The following is a 21,400-nucleotide window of genomic DNA, read 5'->3' as shown; positions in this document are numbered from 1 at the left end:
CCCCCGAGGTTCCATGCGCGCCGTCCTGATCTGCCCGCCCCTGCCCAGCCACCTGCGCGCCTTCGAGGCGTTGGCCCAGGAACTGACCCGCCGGGGCCATCAGGCGATCTTCCTGACCGAACCCGGCACCGCCGTGCAAGGCGGCGCGGCACAAGTGACCCTGCCCGGCCCGCCCGTCCGCCCCCAGCCCCGCCGCCTGCTGGCCGAGATCGTCGCGGGCGCGCGCCGCACCGACCGTCTGTGCCGCGACGGCCTGGCGGTTCTGCGCGGCCTGTCGCCCGACCTGATCCTGGGCGACCAGATGGAGCCTGCCTCGGGCCTGCTGGCGCGCGCAGTCGGGGTGCCGCTGGTCTCGGTCGCCTGCGCGGTGCCGATGGATCCCGAACCGGGCATCCCCCTGCCGTTCCTGGGCTGGCCGCACGATCCCACCGCCCAGGGACTGCGCCGCAATGCCGGGGGCGAACGGGTGGCCGACCTGCTGATGACGCCGCAATCGCGGACGATCCGCCGCTGGGCGCGGGCCTTGGGCCTGGGCGATCTGCGCCGCTTGCAGGACTGCCTGTCCCCCGGCCTGACGCTGTCGCAGATGGCGCCGGGCTTCGACTATCCCCGCCCCCTGAACGGCGCGCATATCGCCCAGCTTGGCCCCTTCCGGCGCGGCCATGCAACACAGGATTTTCCCGCCGACATCCGGCCCGATCCGGCACGGCCCTTCGTCTATGCCTCGCTTGGCACCTTGCAGGGGCACCGCGCCGGGCTTCTGGCGCGGATCGCGCGGGCTTGCCGGCAGAGGGGTGCGCAGGTGCTGGTGTCCCATGCCGGGTCGCTGACCGAGGCCCAGGCGCAGGCGATCCCCGCCGACTGGGTGCGCGGCTTCGTGCCGCAGCAGGCGGTGCTGGAACGCGCCGACCTGTGCGTGACCCATGCCGGGCTGAACACCGCGCTTGAATGCCTGGCGGCGGGCGTGCCGATGCTGGCCCTGCCGCTGACCCATGACCAGCCGGGCGTGGCCGCGCGCATCGCCCATTGCGGCGCGGGCCTGCGGCTGCATCCCTGGCAGCGCGGCACGGCGTCGATCGCGCAGGCGGTGCGAGACGTGCTGGACGATCCGCGTTACCGCCGGACCGCGCAGGGATTCGCCGCACAGGCCGACGGCTGGGGCGGGGCGGCGGCGGCCGTAGACCGGATCGAGGCCGCGATCAGAACCCCAGGGCGCGCCACAGCGTGATCAGATAGCCGTCGCCGATCCACAGCGACAGGCCCAGCTCGACCGCCACGGCGGCGGCGGCGACGACCCATCCGGCCAGCGGCAGGGCCAGGACCGCCCCCAGGGCGGCGGCGGCCGTGTCGCTGAAGGAATTGGCGATGCTGTCGCCCCGATAGGCCAGCGGATCGCCAGGGTCATAGCCGAACATCGCGATGGTGAAAGGCAGGTTCTCGGCCACCTCCCACACCGTGCTGCTGACGATCACCGCCGCCAGCAGCGTCCACAACGGCCAGTCGGGCCGCTTCCACCGCACCAGCTTGACCAGCACCGCGCCGAAGATCAGGTGCAGCAGGCTATAGGGATCCAGCAGGGTCCGCGAATTCAGCCCCGCCTGCCCCGGCATGGCCCAGATCTGCCCGCAATCGCAGCCTGCCGGGCGACCCAGGATCGCCAGCAACACCAGCTTGCCCAGAAGCGCGAGGCCGATCAGCAGGGCGGCCTGCCGCCCCCGTCCGCGCGGTTGCGGCAATTCGCTTGCATCCAGCGTCAGGCTGGCGGATCGTTCAGGGGAAAACGGCGGGACGGAACGGTTCTCGTTTGTCATCGTTACCACAGTAAGGCTGCGGACAGCAGAGGCAAGAGGCCAGAGATCCAAGGGGTTATGACACATCAGGCCGCCCAGGTCGTGATTGCCGGCGCGGGGCTTTCGGCCTCGCTTGCGGCGCTGCGGCTGGCAGGGGCGGCGCGTGTGCTGCTGATCGATCAGAGGGCCGATCCGCTGGCGGGCCACACCTGGTCCTTCCATGCGGGCGATATCCACGCCAGCCAGCGCGCCTGGCTGGCCCCCGCGATCCGCCGCGCCTGGGACGGCCAGCAGGTGCGTTTTCCGGGCCGGACGCGCTGGCTGCGATCCGGCTATGCCTCGTTGGACGCGGACAGCCTGGGCGCTGCGCTTGCAGGGGTGCCGGGGGTGGCGCGGCTGACGGCAAGGGTCGCGTCGGTCGACGCGGGGGGCGTCTCGCTGGCGGATGGCAGGCGGATCGACGCGGATCTGGTCCTTGACGCGCGCGGCTTCGTTCCCCATCCGGCGATCCAGGTGCGGTTCCAGAAATTCCTGGGCCAGGAACTGCGCCTGGCCGCGCCCCACGGCTTGACCCGGCCCGTCATCATGGACGCGACCGTGCCGCAGCTGGACGGATACCGCTTCTTCTATCTGCTGCCTTTCGACGACACCCGCCTGCTGGTCGAGGCGACCTATTATTCGGATGCCGCCGCACTGTCGGCCAGCGATCAGCGCGCGGCCATCGCCGCCTATGCCGCCGGCCAGGGCTGGCAGGTGGCCGAGGTGATCCGAGAGGAAAGCGGCGTGCTGCCCATCGCCCTGCGCTTCGACCCCGACGCCTTCTGGCGCGGCCTGCCCGCGGACGTTCCCACCATCGGCCTGCGCGCGATGCGGTTCCATCCGCTGACTGGCTACAGCCTGCCCCATGCGGTGCGCGACGCCGATCTGATCGCGCGGCATTGGCGCCAGGGCCCCCGCGCGCTGGCCCGAGAGTTGCGCCGAACCTCGCTGGCCGACGCCAGGGCGCAGGGCTTTTACCGCCTGCTGTCACGGATGCTGTTCGAGGCCGCCGCCCCCGACGAACGCCGCCGCGTGATGGCGCGCTTCTATGGCCTGCCCGAACCGTTGATCGAGCGGTTCTATGCCGGGCGCAGCACCCTGGCCGACAAGGCCCGCATCCTGACGGGCCGTCCGCCCGTCCCGGTGGGCCGCGCCCTGCGCTGCCTGCCCGGCGCGCTGCGGGCGGATCCCGCATGACGCAGCCCTCCGGCAAGACGGCCGCCGTCATTGGCGCGGGGCTGGGCGGACTGGCGCTTGCCATCCGGCTGCAAAGCGCGGGGGTGGCCACGACGGTCTTCGAAAAGCGCGACAAGCCGGGCGGGCGTGCCTATGTCTATCACGACGCGGGCTTCACCTTCGACGCCGGGCCGACGGTCATCACCGATCCCGATTGCCTTGGGAGGCTGTGGCGCCTGTCCGGCCGCGACATGGCGGACCATGTGACGCTGCTGCCGGTCGATCCGTTCTATCGGCTGTGCTGGGAAGACGGCACCGTCTTCGACTATGCCGACGACCAGGACGCGATCGAGCGTCAGATCCGCGCGATCAACCCGCCCGATGTCCAGGGCTATCGCCGGTTCCTGGCCTATTCCCGCGATGTCTATCGCGAAGGCTATGAAAAGCTGGGCGCCGTCCCCTTCCTGCATTTTTCGGACATGATCCGTGCCGCCCCGCAACTGGCGCGGTTGCAAGCCTGGCGGTCGGTTCATTCCATGGTGGCGCGGCATATCCGGGACGAACGCCTGCGCCAGGCCTTCAGCTTTCACACGCTGCTGGTGGGGGGGAACCCGTTCACCACCTCGTCCATCTATGCGCTGATCCACGCGCTGGAACGCAAGGGCGGCGTCTGGTTCGCCAAAGGCGGCACCGGCGCGCTGGTCGCGGGCATGGTGCGGCTGTTCCGGGAACTGGGCGGCACCATCCACCTGAAAGCCCCCATCGACCGGATCGAGACCGAAGGCGACCGCGCCACCGCCGTTCACGCCATGGGCGCGCGCCATGCCTTCGACATGATCGCCAGCAATGCCGATGTGGTCCACACCTATCGCAACCTGCTGGACGATTCCAAGGGCGACAGACTGGCGGCGAAACGCCATTCCATGTCGCTGTTCGTGGTCTATTTCGGCCTGCGCGGGCTGCGGCCGGATCTGCGGCATCACATGGTCCTGTTCGGCCCGCGCTATCGCGAACTGATTGGAGAAATCTTCGCGGGTAAGGAACTGGCCCAGGACTTCTCGCTGTATCTGCATGCCCCCTCGGTCACGGACCCGGACCTCGCCCCGCCTGGGTGCAGCGCCTATTACGTCCTGGCCCCGGTGCCGCATCTGGGAACCGTGGATCCCGGCTGGGACCAGGCGGCGGCGGCGTATCGCGACCGGATCCTGGATTATCTGGAGGCCCGCTATATCCCGCACCTGCGGCGCGATCTGATGACGGTGCGGCATTTCACGCCGCTGGATTTCCGGTCGGAACTGAACGCCCATCTGGGATCGGCCTTTTCCATCGAGCCGATCCTGACCCAAAGCGCCTGGTTCCGTCCCCATAATCGCGACGACCGGCTGGAAAACCTGTATATCGTCGGCGCGGGCACCCATCCCGGCGCGGGCATCCCCGGCGTGGTGGGTTCGGCCGAGGCGACCGCCTCGCTGATGCTGAAGGATGCCCGATGACCGATGCAACGCTGGACCAGGCCCGGCAATCCATCGCGGTCGGGTCGAAAAGCTTCGCCATGGCCTCGCGCTTCCTGCCGTCCGGAATGCACGACGACTGCGTGATGCTGTATGCTTGGTGCCGCCACGCGGATGACGTGATCGACGGGCAGGAGGCAGGCTTTGCCACGGGCGCGGCGCACGACCCTGCCGCGCGGCTGGCCGAACTGCGCGACCTGACCCACCGCGCGCTGGCAGGCCAGCCGTCGGCGCCGGTCTATGCCGGGCTGGCCCGCGTGGTGGCGGCGCGGGACATTCCGCACCGGCATGTCGATGAACTGCTGAACGGCTTCGCGATGGACGTCGAGGGCCGCGTCTATCGCGACATGACCGACCTGCTGGACTATTGCTATCACGTCGCGGGGGTGGTGGGCGTGATGATGGCGCGGATCATGGGCGTCCGGGACGACGGCGTTCTGGACCGCGCCAGCGACCTGGGGCTGGCGTTCCAGCTGACCAATATCGCCCGCGACGTGATCGACGACGCCCGCATCGGGCGGACCTATCTGCCCCGCGACCTGCTGCGGTCCGAAGGCCTGGAGCGGATCGACCCAGACGACCCCGGCCAACGCCCGGCCCTTCACCGGGTCGCCCTGTGCCTGCTGGATCAGGCCGAGATCTATTACCGCAGCGCCGACACCGGCATCGCCGCCCTGCCCCGGCGCCCGGCGCTTGCCATCGCCGCGGCCCACAACATCTATCGCCAGATCGGCGTCAAGCTGCGCGCCCAGGGGCCGGACGCCTGGGCCGGACGGCTGTCCACCACCAGGGGCGAAAAGCTGCGGCTGGCGGCTCGGGCGGTTGGATCAACGATCCTGCGGCGGCGTCCCCGCGCCATCGACCGGAGCGGACTTTACATCCGGCCCTAGCGCGGCCTTGTTCCGGTCCAACTGCTTGACCAGGGTCGGCACCGGCGGGGCGTAGATGAAGCCGAAGCTGACGCAGCCGTCCTTGCCGTCGACCGCGTGATGCAGCCGGTGTGCCTGATACAGCCGCTTCAGATAGCCCTTGCGCGGGATATATGTGAAGGGCCAGCGCTTGTGGACCAGCCCGTCATGGGCGATGAAATACAGCAGCCCGTACAGCGTCATGCCCGCCCCCAGCCAGGTCGCGGGCCACCAGCTTTGCCCCCACCAGAACAGCCCGATGGAGGCGGCCGCGAAAAAGACGGCGTAAAGATCGTTCAGTTCGAACCCGCCGTCATGGGGTTCGTGATGCGACTTGTGCCAGCCCCATCCCCAACCGTGCATGACATATTTGTGGGTCCACCAGGCCACGAACTCCATCGCCGCGACGGTCAGGACCACGATCAGCAGGGGGGCCAGCCAGGTCATCGCGCGGCGCTTGCCGGGCGGGCCTGCGGCACGCGATCCAGCATCGGCTGAAAGATGGCGTCGATCATGTGGCGGAACGGGCCGGGATCCAGGCCCGCGCCCAGCAGGGCGTCGTCCGCAGCGGCCAGCAGCGCCCGGCAGCGGCGCAGCGCCTCGTCCGCGCCGAAGACCGCCAGATAGGTTTCCTTGCCGATGTCCTGGCGGCAATCCTTGCCCGTCGCGGCGCTGTCGGACAGCATGTCGGCCAAGTCGTCAGCGATCTGGAACGCCTGGCCCAGATCCTCGCCAAAGCGGCGCAGCAGGCTGCGTTCCTCGTCTGCGCGCCCGCCCAGGATCGCCCCCGCCTCGACCGCCGCGCAAAGCAGCGCGCCGGTCTTCAGCGCGTTGATGCGGGTGATGCGGTCCAGGGCGCCGTCCGTCTGGTCGGCGTCGGAAAAGCCGTGCAGATCCAGTTCCTGCCCGGCGACCAGCCCCTGCCAGCCCATCACGCCCGACAGGATCGCCACCAGGGCGCCCCGCTGGCCGTCGGCCAAGCCCGGCAGGCCGTTGGCGATGGAAATCGCCTGGTTCAGCAGCCCGATGGCGGTCAGGATCGCGGTCGCCTCGCCAAAGCGGGCATGGGTGGTGGGCCGTCCGCGCCGCAGCGTCGCGTTGTCCATCGACGGCAGATCGTCGACGATCAGCGATGCGGTATGGACCATCTCCAGCGCCACGGCCATGTCCAGCACCGCGCAGCCGTCGGCGTCATCGCCCGCCACGAGGTGCAGCAGATAGGGGCGCAGCCGCTTGCCGCTGCCCATCGCGTCGCGCGCGGCCTCGACCAGGCGCGCGGGGGCGGGGGACAGATGCGACAGGTGATGCAGGATCCGCGCGTCAAGCCTGCGGACAAAGCCCACTTGGGCATCGGACGCCGGGCCTGCCTTGTTTCTTGCCTGCCGGTGCATGAGACTGTCGTTCACCGCGTGCGGCGCCCGAACCGGGCCGTCGCGAACCGACAAGGGCTGACAGGCATGACCCACCCCGATCCGTCGCTTGGACAAGACGATGATTCTGATCTCACACTCACCTCTCGGAAGGAACAGCATCTGGACGTGGTGCTTGCGGGACAAGCGGGCGCAGCGGTGACGACCGGACTGGAAACGGTCCTGTTCGAACACGTCGCCCTGCCCGAAGTTTCATGGCACGATGTCGATTTGTCCACCAAATTTCTGGGATACGCCATTGACGCCCCCGTGATGATCGGGTCGATGACCGGGGGGCCTGCCCGCGCCGGCGCGATCAACCGAACGCTGGCGCAGGTCTGCCAGCACCTGCGCCTGCCGTTGGCGGTCGGCTCGCAGCGGGTGATGATCGAAGGCGGCGCGGCGGCGGGCCTGGACGGCGCGCTGCGGCAACTGGCGCCCGACATCCCGATCCTGGCCAATTTCGGCGCGGCGCAGTTGAACCGGGGCTTCGGCCGCGATCAGGCCCTGCGCGCGATCGAGGCCATCGGCGCATCCGCCCTGATCCTGCACCTGAACCCCTTGCAAGAGGCCGTCCAGCCCGAGGGCGACCGCGACTGGCGCGGGCTGGCCGCCCGGATCGGCGCCCTGGCCCGCGACCTGCCGGTGCCGGTCGTCGTGAAAGAGGTCGGCATGGGCCTGTCCGCCAGCGTCGTCTCCCGCCTGGCGGCCGAGGGCGTCGCGATCTTCGACGTGGCGGGCGCGGGCGGCACCGACTGGGCGCGGGTCGAGGCCGCGCGGGCGCCCGATCCCGCCGCAGCCCAGGTCGCGGCCTGTTTCGCGGGATGGGGCATCCCGACCGCCGAGGCGATCCGGGCCGCACGGGCGGCCGCCCCGGATGCGACGATCATCGGATCGGGCGGCATCGTCACCGGACTGGACGCGGCGCGGGCGATTCGGCTGGGCGCGGATGTGGTCTCGCTGGCGGGGGCGGTGCTGGCCTCGGCCCTGGACGGGCCGCAGGCTTTGGAACGGCAGTTGGACATCGTGCTGCGGCAGTTGCGCACCGCCTGTTTCTGCACCGGCAGCGCCGATCTTGCGGGGCTGCGCCGCGCGCGGCTGCGCGGCTGAGGGAAAACGGCGCCCCTGGGGGCGCCGCCTTCGATCTTACAGGGTCCGGTCGGGGTCGCGACGGATCGTGCCGGTGCCGTCGCGGTCATCCTCGATCTCGACCTCGGTATGGCGCACGGTGTCCGAAACGGTCTCGCGATGCGTGTCGCTGGTCTTGCGCAGGCCGATTTCCTCGACCACGCGGGCTTCCTTCTGGACGACGGCTTCCTCGCGGTATTCCTCGGCCTCCAGGGTGCGGTCCTGGAAGGCGGCGTCGGCGCTGCTGACGGCGCGGTCCACGGGGCGGCGTTCGATGTCCACCCGTTCCTCGCGCAGATCGACGCTTTCGCTCACCGGCTCCTCGACCGTATAGGCGCGGACGCGGACACGGCCGTGGCTGGTGTCGCGCTTGCCGATGCGCAGGCGTTCCTGGACGACCGGGATCGTTTCGTCGTCCGAGCCGATGCCCCGCTGGTCCGAATGCCCGCCGTATTCGGTCTGCGCGTCCAGATCGTCCGCGGCGCGGCTGCCCGCCAGCGTCCCGGCCCCGGCGGCCGGAATGGCATAGTCGCTGCCTTCGTACCCGCCCCAGCCTTCCGACCGCCAGCTTTCCGTGCGCTCGTCCAGATCGACGCTGCCTTCATCGTCCAGGATGTCCAGGGCGGTGTCGTATTGCGCGGCCTCAAGCCCCGTCACAGTCACCAGATAGCCGCCGCGCGACAGCCCCTCGGCATAGGCATAGCGGTCCTCGTCCGGGAAGAAGAAATCGCTGAGGCTGTCCCAGAAACTCTTGTCCTCGTCGCGCGAGGGGGTTGCGGTCGCGGCGTCCGACCCGCCCGAGACCAGCCTGATCCGGGCCGTGGGAATGCCCGCCTGCGTCAGCCGGTCCACGGCGCGCTGCGCGTCGTCGCGGCTGTCGAACAGAGCGGTCACCGAGGTTCCGCCCGTGGCGGCGAAATCGTTGTCATAGGTCATCGTGATGGTCCTTGCTGCTGGGTTGGATTTGGCCGTCGGGGGACAGACGGTCGATGTGAACAGTTTGCCGGCGCGTCTCGACCGGGATTTCGACCGTTTCTTGCCGCCGGATGCGGCGGACATGGACCTCCTCGCGAAGATACAGTTCGCGGGTGACGACCAGCCGCTCCTCGACCACCGGGATGATGGTCAGGTCGCCCTCGGTGGTAGTCGGGGGCATCGCATCCACCCGACTGTTCACCGGCACCCGCACCACCTCGACCTCTTCGCTGGAAAGCTGGGCGGGAAGGTGCTGCTGGACGGTTTCGGTCCGGGTCTCGACCCGCACGCGGCCGGTCGGGATGGTCCGCTTGGTCAGGGCGACCCGTTCTTCCACCAGCGGAAGAACGTCGGGCTTGGGTTCGTCGGTCATTCGGTCCCCGATGGGTTGGGCGGCCCTGGCTGACCAGGTGAAGACCAACGGGCGCGGCCCCCCGGCGTTCCGTTCACATCGTCGCGATGTCGTCATCGGCAAAGGCCCGCCGCAGCGCGCCTGCCGCCGCAGGGATAGGCAAAATCGGTTAACACGTTGAAACGAAGATGCCGAAAAGCGTGCCGGTGAAATAATCCAGATGCCGATTTTGTTAATAAAATGCGCTTTGCAATTCAAAAAACAATTACACCGACATAATGCAAAAAGAATTGCTTTACTTTCATCACTGCCAGAGTCAATAAATATGCAATATCCCTGTTTTTCGCAATTTCGTCTTACGTCAGGAACCGCATCGGCGGCACCTGACCTTTCATGGGTGCGCACGGATGCTGTCGCTGACCGACGGATTTTCAATCGAGGGGGTCGATTTCTTTCGTGACGACGAGGCGAAAGAGACCTTCTATTACCTGCCCAACACCGTAGAGCTTGCCCGCAACCCGGACGGATCCCCGCAGTTCCAGTTCGTGCTGTATCAGGCCGGGCTGCCGATCGAGGGCAAGCAGCAGGGCGGCGGCTTCATGGTCATGACCACCGTCCTGACCGCCCCCGCCGACATCATCGGCCCCAAGGCCATGACCGAGGCGCAGAAGATCCTGCGGGCCGAGGCGCCTTCGCCGGGCGCGCCGATCCCCACGCCCAAGATCCGGCCGGTGAACTTCACCAGCGGCACCGCCGCGTTGCGCATCGCCAGGGGGCCGGGCAGCCAGCTTGTCACCAGTATCGACCTGGGCAAGCCGTCCCTGTTCGGGCGCAACACCGTGTCCATCGTCACCGACATGCCCTTCGAGGGCGCGCAGGTCTTTGCCGACGTGCTGCGTCAGGGCGGGGCCATCGCGGCAGTCGAATACAACCTGGAATTCGAGGTGCGCCTGCCCGCTGTGGTGATCGAGGCCCATATCAGTTCCGCGCGCGTCCGCAACGTGGTGGCCACCTATACCACCCAGCAGGTCGTGGACGAGGATTTCTGGGGCGGCGACACCACCACCGAGGTCCGCAAGCGCACCGGATACAGCGAATTCCTGCGCGAGAATTCCCTGGTCGAACTGGACATCCGTGCCGGTTCCGCCGAGGTCGAGCTGGACGACGACATGATCTCGGACCTGCGCGACTTCGCCCTGGGGGCGATGGACAAGTTCATCAACGAACAATGGCTGAACGTCGGCGGCATCCTGACACCCGAACAGCTGCAAAGCGAATGGCTGGAATTCATCAACGAGGATTTCGAGAAGAACTTCGACCTGGTGCTGACCCAGTCCGACGTGATCCTGCGCCAGTACAACCCAAGCGCCACCATCGACCCCACCTTCATTTCCGCCGATGTCGCCGATTACCTGATCATCGTCGACACCATCGCCCATCCGTTCTTCAAGCGGCTGGAGGTCGATGTCTCGACCAGCTTCGATTTCGAACGGTTCGAGGATTACGTCCATTCCATCGTCGTGGACCTGTCCTATGACAGCGCCGACGACACCGGGCGGCGGATCCAGAAGTCGGAAAGCTTCATCTTCACCAAGGATGACAACAAGCCGCAGAAATTCGTCACAGCCAAGGGCCGCAGCAACGAATACCAGGTCACGGCCGAGGTACATTACCGCAACGGCCCGGTCCTGAAGCAGCGGCTGCTGAACGCCACATCCGTCGCCCCCGCGCAGGTGATCGCGGTGGCCAATCCGGGCGAGATCGACGTGACCTTTTCCGCCCCCGCCGCAGGCTTCGACGGCGACCTGCAATCCATCGACATCGAACTGGCCTATGAGGACCGCAGGAACGGCGTCACCCCCTTCACCGAGGAACGCAGCCTGACCAAGGACGCCCCGCAGGTCCAGATCCAGCGCCCTGTCTATTCGCCCGAGGTCAAGCCCTTCCGCTATCGCATCACCCATGTCTTCCCGACGCAGAAGATCTCGACCCCCTGGCTGGAGGCGCCTGCGGGCACCACGAACATCAAGGTCTCGACCCCGTTCGAGGATGAGTTGCGCCTGGATGTGGTGCCGTCCGCCGACTGGAACGAGTTGAGCGGCATCCTGGTGTCGCTGACCTACGAGGACGCGGCGAACGACGTGCGCAGCCAGCAGTCGCTGTTCTTCGCGCCCGACGATGTGGGCAAGATCAAGACCTTCATCGCGCCCCTGAAGGATCCGGCGAAACGCGCCGTGTCGGTGGCGGAAACGCATCTGTTCAAGTCCGGCGCGGCCCGCAGCCTGCCGGTGCGCACCATCGACGCGACCGGCGTGCCGGTGGTCGTCGGCAACGCGCCGGGCGGGGTCTATCGGCTGACCATCTCGGGCGAAGACGTGGCCCTGGGGACCGAGGTTCGGCGCGTGGCGGTGACGCTGCGCTATGACGATCCGGCCAACGACGTGACCGACATGCACGGCGCGGTGCTGCGCGGGCCGGGCGAAAGCTCGGTCTGGACGGTCGCCTTGGCGGATCCCGCCAAGCTGGATTACACCTATCGCGCGGATTACTTCCTGGCTTCGGGCGAACGGATCGCGGGGCAGGACAGGACCGCCAGCTTCACCAACCCCGAGGACTGGCTGTTCGTCGAACCGCCAGCGCCTTGACGCGGGGGCGGGCGCGATGCTGTCCTTTGCCCCACCGATACGGCTGATCGAAGGCCATCCGGTTTTTGCCGACCACCAGGACGCGGGCCTGTTCCACGTCCTGCCCGCCGCCCCGGCGCTGGCGGATGCGCCGAACGGCGACCCGGCCTTCGGGCTGATGCGATACCTGGGCGACGGACCGGGCGGGGCGGTGGTGGCGGGCGGATTCCTGTCGCTGGCAACGGAACTGGCGGTGCCTGCCCTGGTGCAACAGCGGATCGCGCAACGCCTGTCGGACGAGTTGGGGCGGCCCGTGCGCCTGTCCCTGCCGCTGTTCGATGACGGGCAGGTGGAACTGACCCTGCTGGGCCAGGGCGCCGGTGCCACGCCCGGCACCCCGTTTCAGGTGACGGTGCTGGGCAGCGCCCGCCCGTCGATGGCGGGAAACAACACCGCGACCTTCCAGATCGCGCTCAACGCCGCAGCCGCAGCCTTTGTCGAGGCGGGCGTGGGCGATCCCACCCTGCCCGCGCTTGTCGTCTATCGCATGGCGCTATCGGGGCTGCACCCGGCCTATCGGGTGAGCGTGTCGGGCGACCTGTCGCGGCTGGAACGGGAACTGGACACGCGGTTCCGGGCCAATGCCTGGTATGTCCGCGCCGACATCGCGGCCCAGACCCGCGAGGCGCTGTCCAACGCGGGTGTGCGAGTCGATACCGTCATCATGGACGGCGAGGCGGCGGATGACGCGGCGGCGGCCGAACGCGCGGTGCTGGACTGGATCACCGACAGCTATTTCGATCCCGCCTATGGCACGACGCCCCCGCCCGCCCCGACGCTGGTCGATTCCATCGCCGGGACGGTGACGGATCTGTTCGACACGCTGATGCCCGGCGCCTCCTTCACGCTGAAGACCCGGCGCGAAAGCGACGTGCGCCAGATCGGCGCGGTGCTGAACCGCACCACCGTCCGCCGCCGCGACTTGGTGTTCCAGGCGACGCTTGGGCACGAGCTTTTCGCCCGCCGCCTGGACGACGACGGCAATCAGCGCCCCGGCTGGCCCGCCTTGCGCGACCGGCTGATCGGCGGCGTTAACATCGCCTCGATCCCCCGGCGCGAGGTTCAGGTCGGCGTCATGGACCGTTTCGCCAGCGACGGCCTGTTCGCGGTCGAGGTGGACATCGCCCTGCCCGATCCCGGCGGCGCGGGCGACCTGCATCCCGAAACCTTCGTCTTTCACGACGCCACGGACCGCCAGCTTTACGCGGTCAACCTGCTGGACGCGGACCCCGCGCTGCTGACCGACCCCTATCGCTATCGGCTGCGCTGCCATTACGACCCGGCGTCCGATTTCGGCCAGCGCCCATCGGAAACCGGCCCGTGGGTCGAAGGCCGGGCGGGCGAATTGATCGCGGACCCCCGCGTCGATGGTCCCTATCGCCTGCGCCAGCCGGTGATCGGCGCCGCGCCGGGCTTTCCCTTCGCGCAGTTCCCGCAAGTCACCGTGGACCTGCGCCGGACGGAGGACGGGGCCGAGACGCAGCGCGCCATGCTGGCCCTGACCCTGGACAGCCCCGAATCCGAATGGACCTTTCGCGGCCATGGCGACGATCCGCAGCGGTTCGAATACCGGCTGCAATTCGAACGTCCGATGCCGCAGGGCGGGCCGGTTGCCCTGGACTGGCGCGCCGAGACCGGGTTGCGCATCACCCTGCCCGATCCCCTGCCGCATCGCCGCCGCGCCACCTTCTTCGTCGCCCTGCCCTGGGCCGAGGTGACGATGGCCTTCCTGGAAATCCGCTATGACGATGCCGCGAACGGCGTCCGCATCGACGAACGCATCGCCCTGTCCGCCGACCAGCCGCTGATCGAGCGCGATTACGCCATCGCCGATCCCACCGTGGCCGCCCTGGTCTATCGCCTGACGGCGCTTATGCCGGGGCGCGGCTTCGTGCAGGGCGACTGGCGCGAGACCACCGACACCACCATCGCCCTGGGCCGCGAACTGGTCGAGATGCGCGCCGTGCGGTTCCGTGCGGTCGGTCTGCCCCTGTCGCAGCACCGCCTGTCGCAGATGGAAATTCAGGCCGAGGCGTTGGGGTCCGACGGCGCGCTGCGGCACCAGCACCGCATCGCGGTCGCGGGCGACCAGGCGGGCACCGACCTGGGCACCTGGACCTTTCCGCGCTTCGCCCCCGAGGTCGCGAAACTGCGCATCAGAGCCGACTGGCGCGATGCCGACGGCTTTCCGAACGGCAGCGGCTGGACCGACTGGACCCGCGATCTGGTCCTGGTCCGCGTTCCGCAGATGACGTTCCAGGCATAGGGAGACGGAACATGCTCAGCTTCGAGACGCCGCATATCGAAGCTGACGGGGTGATCCTGTTCCCGGACCACGAGGATCCGCTGCTGTGGTATTACAGCGCCGGGGCGCCGCAGATGGCGGTCGGCCCCCAAGGCCGCCCGATGTTCGACCTGTGGGTCTATACCGAGGCCCTGGTTCACAACTTCCTGACCGGCACCCGCATCCCCGACGAGATGGGCGGCGGTTTCCTGACCCTGGGCGTCAATTGCCGCCGCACCGACCGCGAGTTGCGAGAGGCGCGCAAGGCCGTCGCGCGGGCGACGGGGGCCGACGAGGATGCCGTCAAGCTGTCGCCGATCCCCTATACCGAGGGCAAGGCCAGCATCCTTGCGCTGGACAATACCACACTGGGCACGGTGACGCCGGATCCGGCCGGTGCCGATCCGAATGCCGGGCGGCCCCGCTTTGTCACCGCGATCCTGGGCGCCGGGGTGCCCGCGCTGCTGGGCGATCTGCAATCCATCTTCTCGCTGTCGCTGTCAGACGACGGCGCGGCCTTCATGGCCGGCATGTTCGAGGCGACCTCGCCCCCCGTGGGCGTCGTCTATGAGCTGACCTTCGAGGGGCTGTCCCCCGCCGTCAACGTCACCGTCACCGCCGACATGGACAAGATGCGGCGTCATTTCGGAGGCGGGCTGCAAGGCCAGGTGCAGTGGTTCAAGGCCGACATCCAGGCCGCCGTGGATCATCTGGTGCAGACGAACGTCGTCCAGATCGACAGTTCGACCTTCATCGACAGCGATGCCGCGCGCGAGGCGGAACAGAAGGCCATCGCCCTGTTCAAGGAGGATCTGATCCAGCAGATGTTCCGCCCCTCCCTGCCGCAGCCGCCGCAGCCCGCGCCGGGCCAGGGCCTGGGCCAGGCCATCGCCGCCCTGGCCCGCGCGGGAACGGCAAACGCGGCGGGCGGCGCGGCCGGGGCGGCGGCGGGTGCGGCTAGCGGCGGATCGCTGGGCCTGACGTTGAAATTCGAACAGGAGACCGCGCATCTGTCGGGCACCTTCAGTTACAAGTCGCGGATGCCGGTCACCCGCACCGATGCGCCGCAGGCGTTCCTGCAAACCCTGATCGATCCCGACGATCACGACGAACACACCACGGTCGTCAACCTGGGCACCGCCTCGGCCTTCTTCGACCGCGTGGAGGCCATCGTGTCCCTGCCCGAGGACGAGACCTTCGCCGAGATGAACCTGCGCCAGGCGGTGGTCGGCATGTCCTATGGCGACGACGATCCGTCGCGCCCGCCGGACGTGAAGCCGCCGCTGATCTGCCGGCCGGGGGGCGAGCGCAACCGCGTGCTGGCCTTCCACCGCAACGGGCGGCCGAGCATGGCCGTCAGCTATGACATCGCCTATGAATTCGACGACCCGGTGGACGCCACCGTGGACCGCAGCCGCTATGTCACGCCGCGCCGGACCTCGACCAGCCGGTCGGTGATGATCGACCCGCGCGGCGATTTCGGCTATCGCCGCCTGACGCTGCGGCCCGGCCGGATCCCCGCTGATGTGGCGGAGATCAGCCTGGAGGCCGGTTTTGCCACGCCCTCGGGCGCCTTCACCGCCAGCCGCGGCTTCCGCCTGACGGCGCCGTTCAACCGCGCCATCGCGGAAATCGCCCCCGACGGCGCCGACTGGACCATCCGAACCGAGGAGAAAGGCCCCGGCACCTTCCGCCTGAGGCCCACCTATGTCTTTGCCGAGGGCGGCGTCTGGACCGCGCCGCAGCAGATCGCTGACCCGCCGTTCTTCACGCTGGACGCGCCCTTCCGCGCGCAGCGGCAGTTGATCGTCCAGCCGAACGTGCTGTCGCCCTCGGTCGAGGGCATCGACGTGGAAATCGAATACGACGACGCGCCCGCCGATTACCGCCGCCGCTTCCGCGCCACGCTGACGCCGCCTTTCGCGGCGCTGTCGCTGTCCTGGTCGATCCTGGACGAGGACCGCCGCACCGTCCGCATCCGGTCCACCGTGCGCGAGGGCGGCATCGTCTCGCAGGGCGACTGGGTGGATTGGAGTGAGACCACCCATGTCGTCGGCACGGACGCCGCCCGGCCCGACGCGCTGACCGTGCGGCTGATCGGCGGCGACCTGGCCGGTGCCGGGCTGGACGCCGTGCTGGTGGAAATCCGCGCGCCCGACGAGACCGGCGTCCCCCGCACCACGGAACTGTTCTTCGGCCCCACCGACACGCCGTCCGCGACCGTCGATCTGATCCGCCGCCCCGGCCAGCCGATGACCTACGACTTCCGCACCCAGACATTCCGCAGCACGGGCGAATCCGCCGTCAGCCCGTGGCAGACCCGCACCGACGCCCTGCAACTCATCATCTCGATACGCACCCTTTAAGGGGACACGACCATGCTGGACCTGAATACCCGTTTCGAGCTTCTGGGCGTAACGCTGTATCGCGACGCCGACCAGCCCGAGGTGTTCTTCTTCCTGCCCCAGAACCCGGTCATCGCGCGCGACCGGGCCGGGCTGATGTTCGACCTGATGCTGTATGAAAAGGGCGGGCAGGCCGACGACCTGCAAACCGGGGGGTTCCTGACGCTGGCGATCTCGACCGGACTTGGCTCGCTGGAACAGCCGCTGCTGCGGGAACTGCGCCGCCAGTTCGGGGACAATGCGCGGCTGGTGTCGATCCCCTTCACAGAAGGCTCGGTGCGGCTGGCGGGGCTGGACACGGGCGTGGCGCCGATCAACCCCGACGGCAGCGGCCCGCCCGCCAGCGATCCCGGCCCCACCGGCATCCGGCTGGTGGAAAAGGTGTTCGGGGCCACCGTGCCCAACCTGGACGGCGACAACCGCGCGGTCTTTTCGCTGCAACTGTCCCAGGACGGCGCGGCCTTCTTCGCCGACCTGCTAGAACAGGGGCGCAGCGCCCGCCCGCTGATCGCCATCTATGACCTGAAATACACCGGGCTGATGGAGGTCGAGAGCCTGCGGATCGAGATCGACTATTCCCGCGTCTATGATTTCCTGCGCACCCGGATCGGCTTCAACGCCATCGTCGTGGCGGGCGAAATCGACACCATCGTCGAGGAACTGCGCGACAATCAGGCGATCAAGATCGACGACACCGTGCGCAGCCTGGAACTGTCCACGCCCGAGGCGATGAAGGAACGCCAGACCCGCATCGACGCTCTGGTCAAGGAACTGGCGACCGGGGCGTTCTTCGCGCCGTCCCTGAAGCTGGGCGACCCTGCCGTCGAGGAAAGCAGCGTCTTCGCCCCGCCCGCCGGCGCTGCGACCGGCATGTTCCGGCAGGGCCTGCCCGCCGCCATCGGCCAGGCGATGGGCCAGGCGGTGACGGCGCGGGAAATGGCCACCGCCACCGACATCAACACCCCGCCCCCCGAACCGGGCGAAGGCACGCCCGCCCCCGCAGCCAACAGCCAGGTCGCCCAACAGTCGTCCGCCCTGGGCCATCCCACGGCCACCTTCACCATGCGCCAGTTGCAACAGCGCGAGTTGCGCACCGTGGTCTATGACCTGTCGCGCACCACGGCGATGCAGCGCAGCACCGGCCCGCAGAACCCGCTGCTGTTCATGGGATCGGAGCGCGAGATCCGCGCACGGATCCACAAGATCAGCCTGAACCACCCGTTCTTCGCGCGGCTGCGCATCGACGTGGACGCGGGCGGCACCGATTTCTCGGCGGAAGGCATCCGGGCCATGACCGTCAACCTGCGCTATGGCCGCCGCCCTGACGGGCTGCCCAAGGAAACCGCCGACGTGATCCTGGACAGCGCCGAGGATCGCGCGAGCTTCGTCTTCGCCCGCGACCCCGGCGGCGACATGGGCTATGAATACCAGTTGACGCTGCACTATCTGCCGGACTTCGGCCTGGGCGACACGCGCCAGACCGTCACCGGCCCCTGGACCCGGACCGAGGCGCGGCAACTGTCGGTCCACCCCTCGATGCTGGCGCGCCGCCAGCCGATCACGCTCGCCCTGCCCCGCGTCGTGCCGCCAGACCTGTCCGAGGTGCGCGCGACCATCGCCTATGTCGATCCCGACGGGGTGATCGACGACCGCCGCAGCTTCGTGCTGACCCCCGGCGGGGCGCCCGCCATCGCCAATATCCGCTTCGCCGACGCCAACGACGCCGCCCGCATCACCGCCGAGGCGGTCTTCGCCGATGGCACCACGAAGCCCCTGGCCGAGGAGATGCGCCCCGATCTCGCAGGCGCCAAGCCCCTGGATCTGGTCGTCCTGCCGGTGCCGCAGCGTCCCGCCGCGCAGTTTTCCGTGATGCTGTCCGATCCGCTGGACGAACTGCGCTCCGTCCTGGTCGATTACGAGGTCAGGCAGGGCGGAACCCTGATCGCCGCCGCGGCGGTCGAGGTGACCGAGCCCCTGCGCGCGGTCCCCGTCACCGTGGTTCTGCCAAACCCCGCCCCCCTGCCCGAGGTCCGCCTTCGCGAACGCCGCATCTTCGACCGGGGCGGCATCGAGACGCTGGACTTCCACCCCCTGACAGACGGCCTCGCCCTCGTCGGCGTCCCGGCGGCGGACGTGATGGAGGTGACTCTGCGCTACCTGGGACCACCGATGGCCACGCTGGGCGTGCTGGGGATCCTGGTCACGCTGCGATACGCCACCCCCGACGACGACCCCCAATTCCGCCAGACCGCCAGCCTGTTCGTCGAGGCCGCCGAACCCGCCCGCTGGGTCGTCCGGCTCAAGGACCGCGCGGCGCGCAGCTTTACCTGGCAGGCCACGCTGATGCTGCAAACCGGCCAGCAGCGCGCCTTGCCCGAAGTCACCACCGAAAACAGCCTTGTCCTTTTGCAGATCACCGCCTGAGACCGGAGCGCGATCATGAGTTTCGATACAGACAAGCAGCGCTACATGTTCACCTCGGAACCGGCGGGCGGCAGCGGCATCCTTGGCAGCGGCGGGGGCGACGGCACGGCCAATCCCGTTGTCCCGATCCACCTGGGGAACGAGGTCGAACCCCTGCTGATGGGTCCGGCCTATTTCGCCCGCCTCAAGGCCGCCATCGACGCGCTGCCCGCCAGCGGCAATCCGATCCTGTGGCTGGCGGGCTGGTGGTTCACGCCGCTGTTCTCGCTCGACGCGATGACCGGCGGGCCGGAACTGACCGCGCTGCTGAAAGCCAAGGCGCGGGCGGGCATCGATGTCCGCGTGCTGGGCTGGGTTCTGGCGCCCGAGATGATGGGATCCAGCATCGTCCAGTCCCAAGCGGCCGAGGCGTTCCGCACCAGCTATGGCACCATGCGCTTCGTCAAGGAACTGCGCACCGAACCGGCGCTTGCCAACAAGGTGGCCTGCAACACGCTGTCCCATCCGGCGGGGGCGGTCCATGCCAAGATGGCGATCGTCGGCAACGACGACCAGATGACGGTCTTTACCGGGGGCCTCGATTGCGTGAACGACCGCCACGATCCGATCTGGCGCGACGTGCAGTTGCGCCTGACCGGCCCCGCCGCCCAGCCCGCCTTCGATTTCTGGCGCGAGATGTGGAACGAGGTGCAGTCCCGCCCGGTCAAGCCGCTGTCCTTTTCGGTGACCCTGGGCGGCAAGATCCATGCGATCAACCTGGACAACCGCACGGCGGCAGCGGCGGCGATCCCCGCGCGCAGCGCGGGCCGTCCGTCCACAGGGCGGATCCACGCGCAATCACTGCGCACCGTGCCGCAGTTCAATTTCCCGTCGCTGTTCGGATTCTCGCCCATCCCGATGAACGACACCTGCACCTTCGCACCCAGCGGCATCTTCGACGTGGATCGCGGCTGGCGCGCGGCCATCGGCGGGGCCGAGACCTATTACTATGTCGAGGATCAGATGCTGTCCTCGCAACCCCTGTGCGACGCGCTGAACGCGCGGCTGCGGGCGGATGACGATTTCCGCGTGGTGCTGGTCACGGGCCGGTTCGATCCGAACGACCGGCCCAGCGACATCGGATCCTGGACACGCGCGCGGGCCATCAACTTCCACCTGATGCGCGGGCTGACGGCGGCGCAGAAGGCGCGGGTGGCGATCTTCAACCATTCGTCGAAGGTGGTGCATTGCAAGATCGCCATCGCCGACGACAAATGGGGCTTCGTCGGGTCGCCCAACTTCTCGGTCCGGTCGCAGTTCACCGATTTCGAACACGGCTTCGCCTTCATGGACGAGGCCGAGGCCGCCGTCCCCGCCTTCCGCCGCCAGCTGTGGGACAGCATCTTCGGCGCGGCGGAACCCGATCTGACGGCGGCGCTGAACCGCTGGTTCGCCATCCCCGAAGGCGGCACGCAGGGGCCGTTGCAGCGGATCTCGACCCCGGTCGCGGTCCCCACCCTGTCCACCGTGGAACGGCTGGCAGCCGACGCGCTGTTCGAGGTGGACAGCCGCCAAAGCTGGGGATCCGACCTGGTGCTGATGCTGACCGGCAATATCGGCGTTCCGGTGACATCATGATCGCCCTGGGAACCCTGCGGGCGGTCACGGGCCGGGCCAACCTGCTGGTGTTCGGCGACGACGCCGATCCGAACGCGCACCACGTCCTGCCGCTGGATCTGACCGGCGACGGCCCGCCGTCCCTGACCATCATGGGACGCGGGCCGAGGGACAGGGCCGAGGGGATCCTGGGCGGGTTCTGGACGCTGCCCCTGCGCGGCGACGCGCCGCCGTCCGACCTGACGGCGATCACCGCGCAGCTGGTCCGGCCCGACGTCCCGCCCCCCCGCCTGCTGATGGCCGAGGCCGACCTGGACCTGCGCGCGGTGTTGATGCCAGACCCTGAAACCGCCGCCACCGCCCATGTCACGGCCTGGCGCGGCGGCACCGTCGCCCTGAACGGAGAGGCGCCTGTGGGCGATGCGGGCAAGGCCTTGGCCCGCGCCTGGGATCGCGGCCTGCCCGACGGGGTGGCGCAGATGACCCTGACCCTGCGCGGCATGGGCGAGCCCGACGCGATGATCAGCCTTGACGAAACGCTGCGCCTGTCGGGCGGCGACGGGCACCTGACGCTGGAAAGCACCTCCAGCAGCACCACGACGCGGCGGCAGGGCGTGGCGGTCCTGACCATCCGGCGGGACCACCCCCTGCGCCTGCCGCGGGGCCGCGACGTGATCTGGGCCGGATTCGACCGAACCTGACAGGATAAGGACCGACGC

At 68.8% G+C, this 21,400-nt stretch carries 16 protein-coding genes; 11 read left to right on the top strand and 5 right to left on the bottom strand.

Annotation, left to right across the window (positions count from 1 at the left end; genetic code table 11):
• Positions 1–13: 13 nt before the first annotated feature.
• Positions 14–1,228, top strand: a complete 1,215-nt coding sequence (locus ACTJI6_RS03575; RefSeq protein WP_440797894.1) for a glycosyltransferase — start codon at positions 14–16, stop codon at positions 1,226–1,228.
• On the opposite strand, the gene ACTJI6_RS03570 is transcribed toward ACTJI6_RS03575, so the two are convergent.
• A complete protein-coding gene (locus ACTJI6_RS03570) occupies positions 1,200–1,811 on the bottom strand; it encodes a DUF2585 family protein (protein WP_440797892.1) in 612 nt (203 codons plus the stop codon). The two genes, ACTJI6_RS03575 and ACTJI6_RS03570, sit on opposite strands and share 29 nt — an antisense overlap.
• Positions 1,812–1,868: 57 nt before the next feature.
• Between ACTJI6_RS03570 and crtY the strand changes: the two genes are divergently transcribed.
• Genes crtY through ACTJI6_RS03555 form a run of 3 tightly spaced genes read left to right on the top strand, consistent with a single transcriptional unit; the run spans position 1,869 to position 5,406 of the window.
• Complete coding sequence (crtY, locus tag ACTJI6_RS03565) at positions 1,869–3,026, top strand: lycopene beta-cyclase CrtY (protein ID WP_440797890.1); 1,158 nt, start codon at positions 1,869–1,871, stop codon at positions 3,024–3,026.
• Complete coding sequence (locus ACTJI6_RS03560) at positions 3,023–4,498, top strand: phytoene desaturase (RefSeq protein ID WP_440797888.1); 1,476 nt, start codon at positions 3,023–3,025, stop codon at positions 4,496–4,498. Before crtY ends, ACTJI6_RS03560 begins: the two co-directional genes overlap by 4 nt.
• Entirely contained in the window at positions 4,495–5,406 is a 912-nt protein-coding gene (locus ACTJI6_RS03555) for a phytoene/squalene synthase family protein (RefSeq protein WP_440797886.1), read from the top strand. Before ACTJI6_RS03560 ends, ACTJI6_RS03555 begins: the two co-directional genes overlap by 4 nt.
• Here ACTJI6_RS03555 and ACTJI6_RS03550 read toward each other — a convergent pair.
• Both ACTJI6_RS03550 and ACTJI6_RS03545 read right to left on the bottom strand, forming a co-directional pair.
• Positions 5,344–5,871, bottom strand: coding sequence for a sterol desaturase family protein (locus ACTJI6_RS03550; RefSeq protein WP_126156230.1), 528 nt, complete (start codon positions 5,869–5,871; stop codon positions 5,344–5,346). The two genes, ACTJI6_RS03555 and ACTJI6_RS03550, sit on opposite strands and share 63 nt — an antisense overlap.
• Positions 5,868–6,815, bottom strand: coding sequence for a polyprenyl synthetase family protein (locus tag ACTJI6_RS03545; RefSeq protein WP_440797883.1), 948 nt, complete (start codon positions 6,813–6,815; stop codon positions 5,868–5,870). The genes ACTJI6_RS03550 and ACTJI6_RS03545 overlap by 4 nt, the downstream gene beginning before the upstream one ends.
• Before the next feature lie 66 nt (positions 6,816–6,881).
• Between ACTJI6_RS03545 and fni the strand changes: the two genes are divergently transcribed.
• Complete coding sequence (gene fni, locus ACTJI6_RS03540) at positions 6,882–7,943, top strand: type 2 isopentenyl-diphosphate Delta-isomerase (RefSeq protein WP_440797881.1); 1,062 nt, start codon at positions 6,882–6,884, stop codon at positions 7,941–7,943.
• 36 nt (positions 7,944–7,979) lie between these two features.
• On the opposite strand, the gene ACTJI6_RS03535 is transcribed toward fni, so the two are convergent.
• Entirely contained in the window at positions 7,980–8,897 is a 918-nt protein-coding gene (locus tag ACTJI6_RS03535; protein ID WP_440797879.1) for a DUF2382 domain-containing protein, read from the bottom strand.
• Positions 8,887–9,309: a YsnF/AvaK domain-containing protein gene (locus ACTJI6_RS03530; RefSeq protein WP_440797877.1), complete on the bottom strand. Its 423-nt coding sequence runs from the start codon at positions 9,307–9,309 to the stop codon at positions 8,887–8,889. The genes ACTJI6_RS03535 and ACTJI6_RS03530 overlap by 11 nt, the downstream gene beginning before the upstream one ends.
• 386 nt (positions 9,310–9,695) lie before the next feature.
• Between ACTJI6_RS03530 and ACTJI6_RS03525 the strand changes: the two genes are divergently transcribed.
• The 6 genes from ACTJI6_RS03525 to ACTJI6_RS03500 are packed head-to-tail and all read left to right on the top strand — an operon-like array spanning position 9,696 to position 21,382.
• Positions 9,696–11,933, top strand: a complete 2,238-nt coding sequence (locus ACTJI6_RS03525) for a hypothetical protein (RefSeq protein ID WP_440797875.1) — start codon at positions 9,696–9,698, stop codon at positions 11,931–11,933.
• Between the two features lie 16 nt (positions 11,934–11,949).
• On the top strand, positions 11,950–14,238 hold the full coding sequence (locus tag ACTJI6_RS03520; protein ID WP_440797873.1) for a hypothetical protein: 2,289 nt from the start codon (positions 11,950–11,952) through the stop codon (positions 14,236–14,238).
• A gap of 11 nt (positions 14,239–14,249) precedes the next feature.
• The gene (locus ACTJI6_RS03515; RefSeq protein WP_440797871.1) at positions 14,250–16,622 is read left to right on the top strand and encodes a hypothetical protein; all 2,373 of its coding nucleotides are present in this window, start codon (positions 14,250–14,252) and stop codon (positions 16,620–16,622) included.
• A 12-nt stretch (positions 16,623–16,634) separates the two neighbouring features.
• A complete protein-coding gene (locus ACTJI6_RS03510; RefSeq protein ID WP_440797869.1) occupies positions 16,635–19,085 on the top strand; it encodes a hypothetical protein in 2,451 nt (816 codons plus the stop codon).
• 15 nt (positions 19,086–19,100) lie between these two features.
• Positions 19,101–20,702: a phospholipase D-like domain-containing protein gene (locus ACTJI6_RS03505; RefSeq protein ID WP_440797867.1), complete on the top strand. Its 1,602-nt coding sequence runs from the start codon at positions 19,101–19,103 to the stop codon at positions 20,700–20,702.
• Positions 20,699–21,382 (top strand): hypothetical protein, encoded by a 684-nt coding sequence (locus ACTJI6_RS03500; protein ID WP_440797865.1) that lies wholly within the window; start codon positions 20,699–20,701, stop codon positions 21,380–21,382. Before ACTJI6_RS03505 ends, ACTJI6_RS03500 begins: the two co-directional genes overlap by 4 nt.
• Positions 21,383–21,400: the final 18 nt, after the last annotated feature.

Source organism: Paracoccus sp. 22332, assembly GCF_052045125.1.
Classification (GTDB): Bacteria; Pseudomonadota; Alphaproteobacteria; order Rhodobacterales; family Rhodobacteraceae; genus Paracoccus; species Paracoccus haematequi_A.
This window is presented reverse-complemented; position numbering and strand designations above follow the sequence as displayed.

Excerpts from the sequence above, each read along its gene's own strand:
- ACTJI6_RS03575 (WP_440797894.1), top strand. The coding sequence starts at position 14 with ATGCGCGCCGTCCTGATCTGCCCGCCCCTGCCCAGCCACCTGCGCGCC.
- ACTJI6_RS03570 (WP_440797892.1), bottom strand. The coding sequence starts at position 1,811 with ATGACAAACGAGAACCGTTCCGTCCCGCCGTTTTCCCCTGAACGATCC.
- crtY (WP_440797890.1), top strand. The coding sequence starts at position 1,869 with ATGACACATCAGGCCGCCCAGGTCGTGATTGCCGGCGCGGGGCTTTCG.
- ACTJI6_RS03560 (WP_440797888.1), top strand. The coding sequence starts at position 3,023 with ATGACGCAGCCCTCCGGCAAGACGGCCGCCGTCATTGGCGCGGGGCTG.
- ACTJI6_RS03555 (WP_440797886.1), top strand. The coding sequence starts at position 4,495 with ATGACCGATGCAACGCTGGACCAGGCCCGGCAATCCATCGCGGTCGGG.
- ACTJI6_RS03550 (WP_126156230.1), bottom strand. The coding sequence starts at position 5,871 with ATGACCTGGCTGGCCCCCCTGCTGATCGTGGTCCTGACCGTCGCGGCG.
- ACTJI6_RS03545 (WP_440797883.1), bottom strand. The coding sequence starts at position 6,815 with ATGCACCGGCAGGCAAGAAACAAGGCAGGCCCGGCGTCCGATGCCCAA.
- fni (WP_440797881.1), top strand. The coding sequence starts at position 6,882 with ATGACCCACCCCGATCCGTCGCTTGGACAAGACGATGATTCTGATCTC.
- ACTJI6_RS03535 (WP_440797879.1), bottom strand. The coding sequence starts at position 8,897 with ATGACCTATGACAACGATTTCGCCGCCACGGGCGGAACCTCGGTGACC.
- ACTJI6_RS03530 (WP_440797877.1), bottom strand. The coding sequence starts at position 9,309 with ATGACCGACGAACCCAAGCCCGACGTTCTTCCGCTGGTGGAAGAACGG.
- ACTJI6_RS03525 (WP_440797875.1), top strand. The coding sequence starts at position 9,696 with ATGCTGTCGCTGACCGACGGATTTTCAATCGAGGGGGTCGATTTCTTT.
- ACTJI6_RS03520 (WP_440797873.1), top strand. The coding sequence starts at position 11,950 with ATGCTGTCCTTTGCCCCACCGATACGGCTGATCGAAGGCCATCCGGTT.
- ACTJI6_RS03515 (WP_440797871.1), top strand. The coding sequence starts at position 14,250 with ATGCTCAGCTTCGAGACGCCGCATATCGAAGCTGACGGGGTGATCCTG.
- ACTJI6_RS03510 (WP_440797869.1), top strand. The coding sequence starts at position 16,635 with ATGCTGGACCTGAATACCCGTTTCGAGCTTCTGGGCGTAACGCTGTAT.
- ACTJI6_RS03505 (WP_440797867.1), top strand. The coding sequence starts at position 19,101 with ATGAGTTTCGATACAGACAAGCAGCGCTACATGTTCACCTCGGAACCG.
- ACTJI6_RS03500 (WP_440797865.1), top strand. The coding sequence starts at position 20,699 with ATGATCGCCCTGGGAACCCTGCGGGCGGTCACGGGCCGGGCCAACCTG.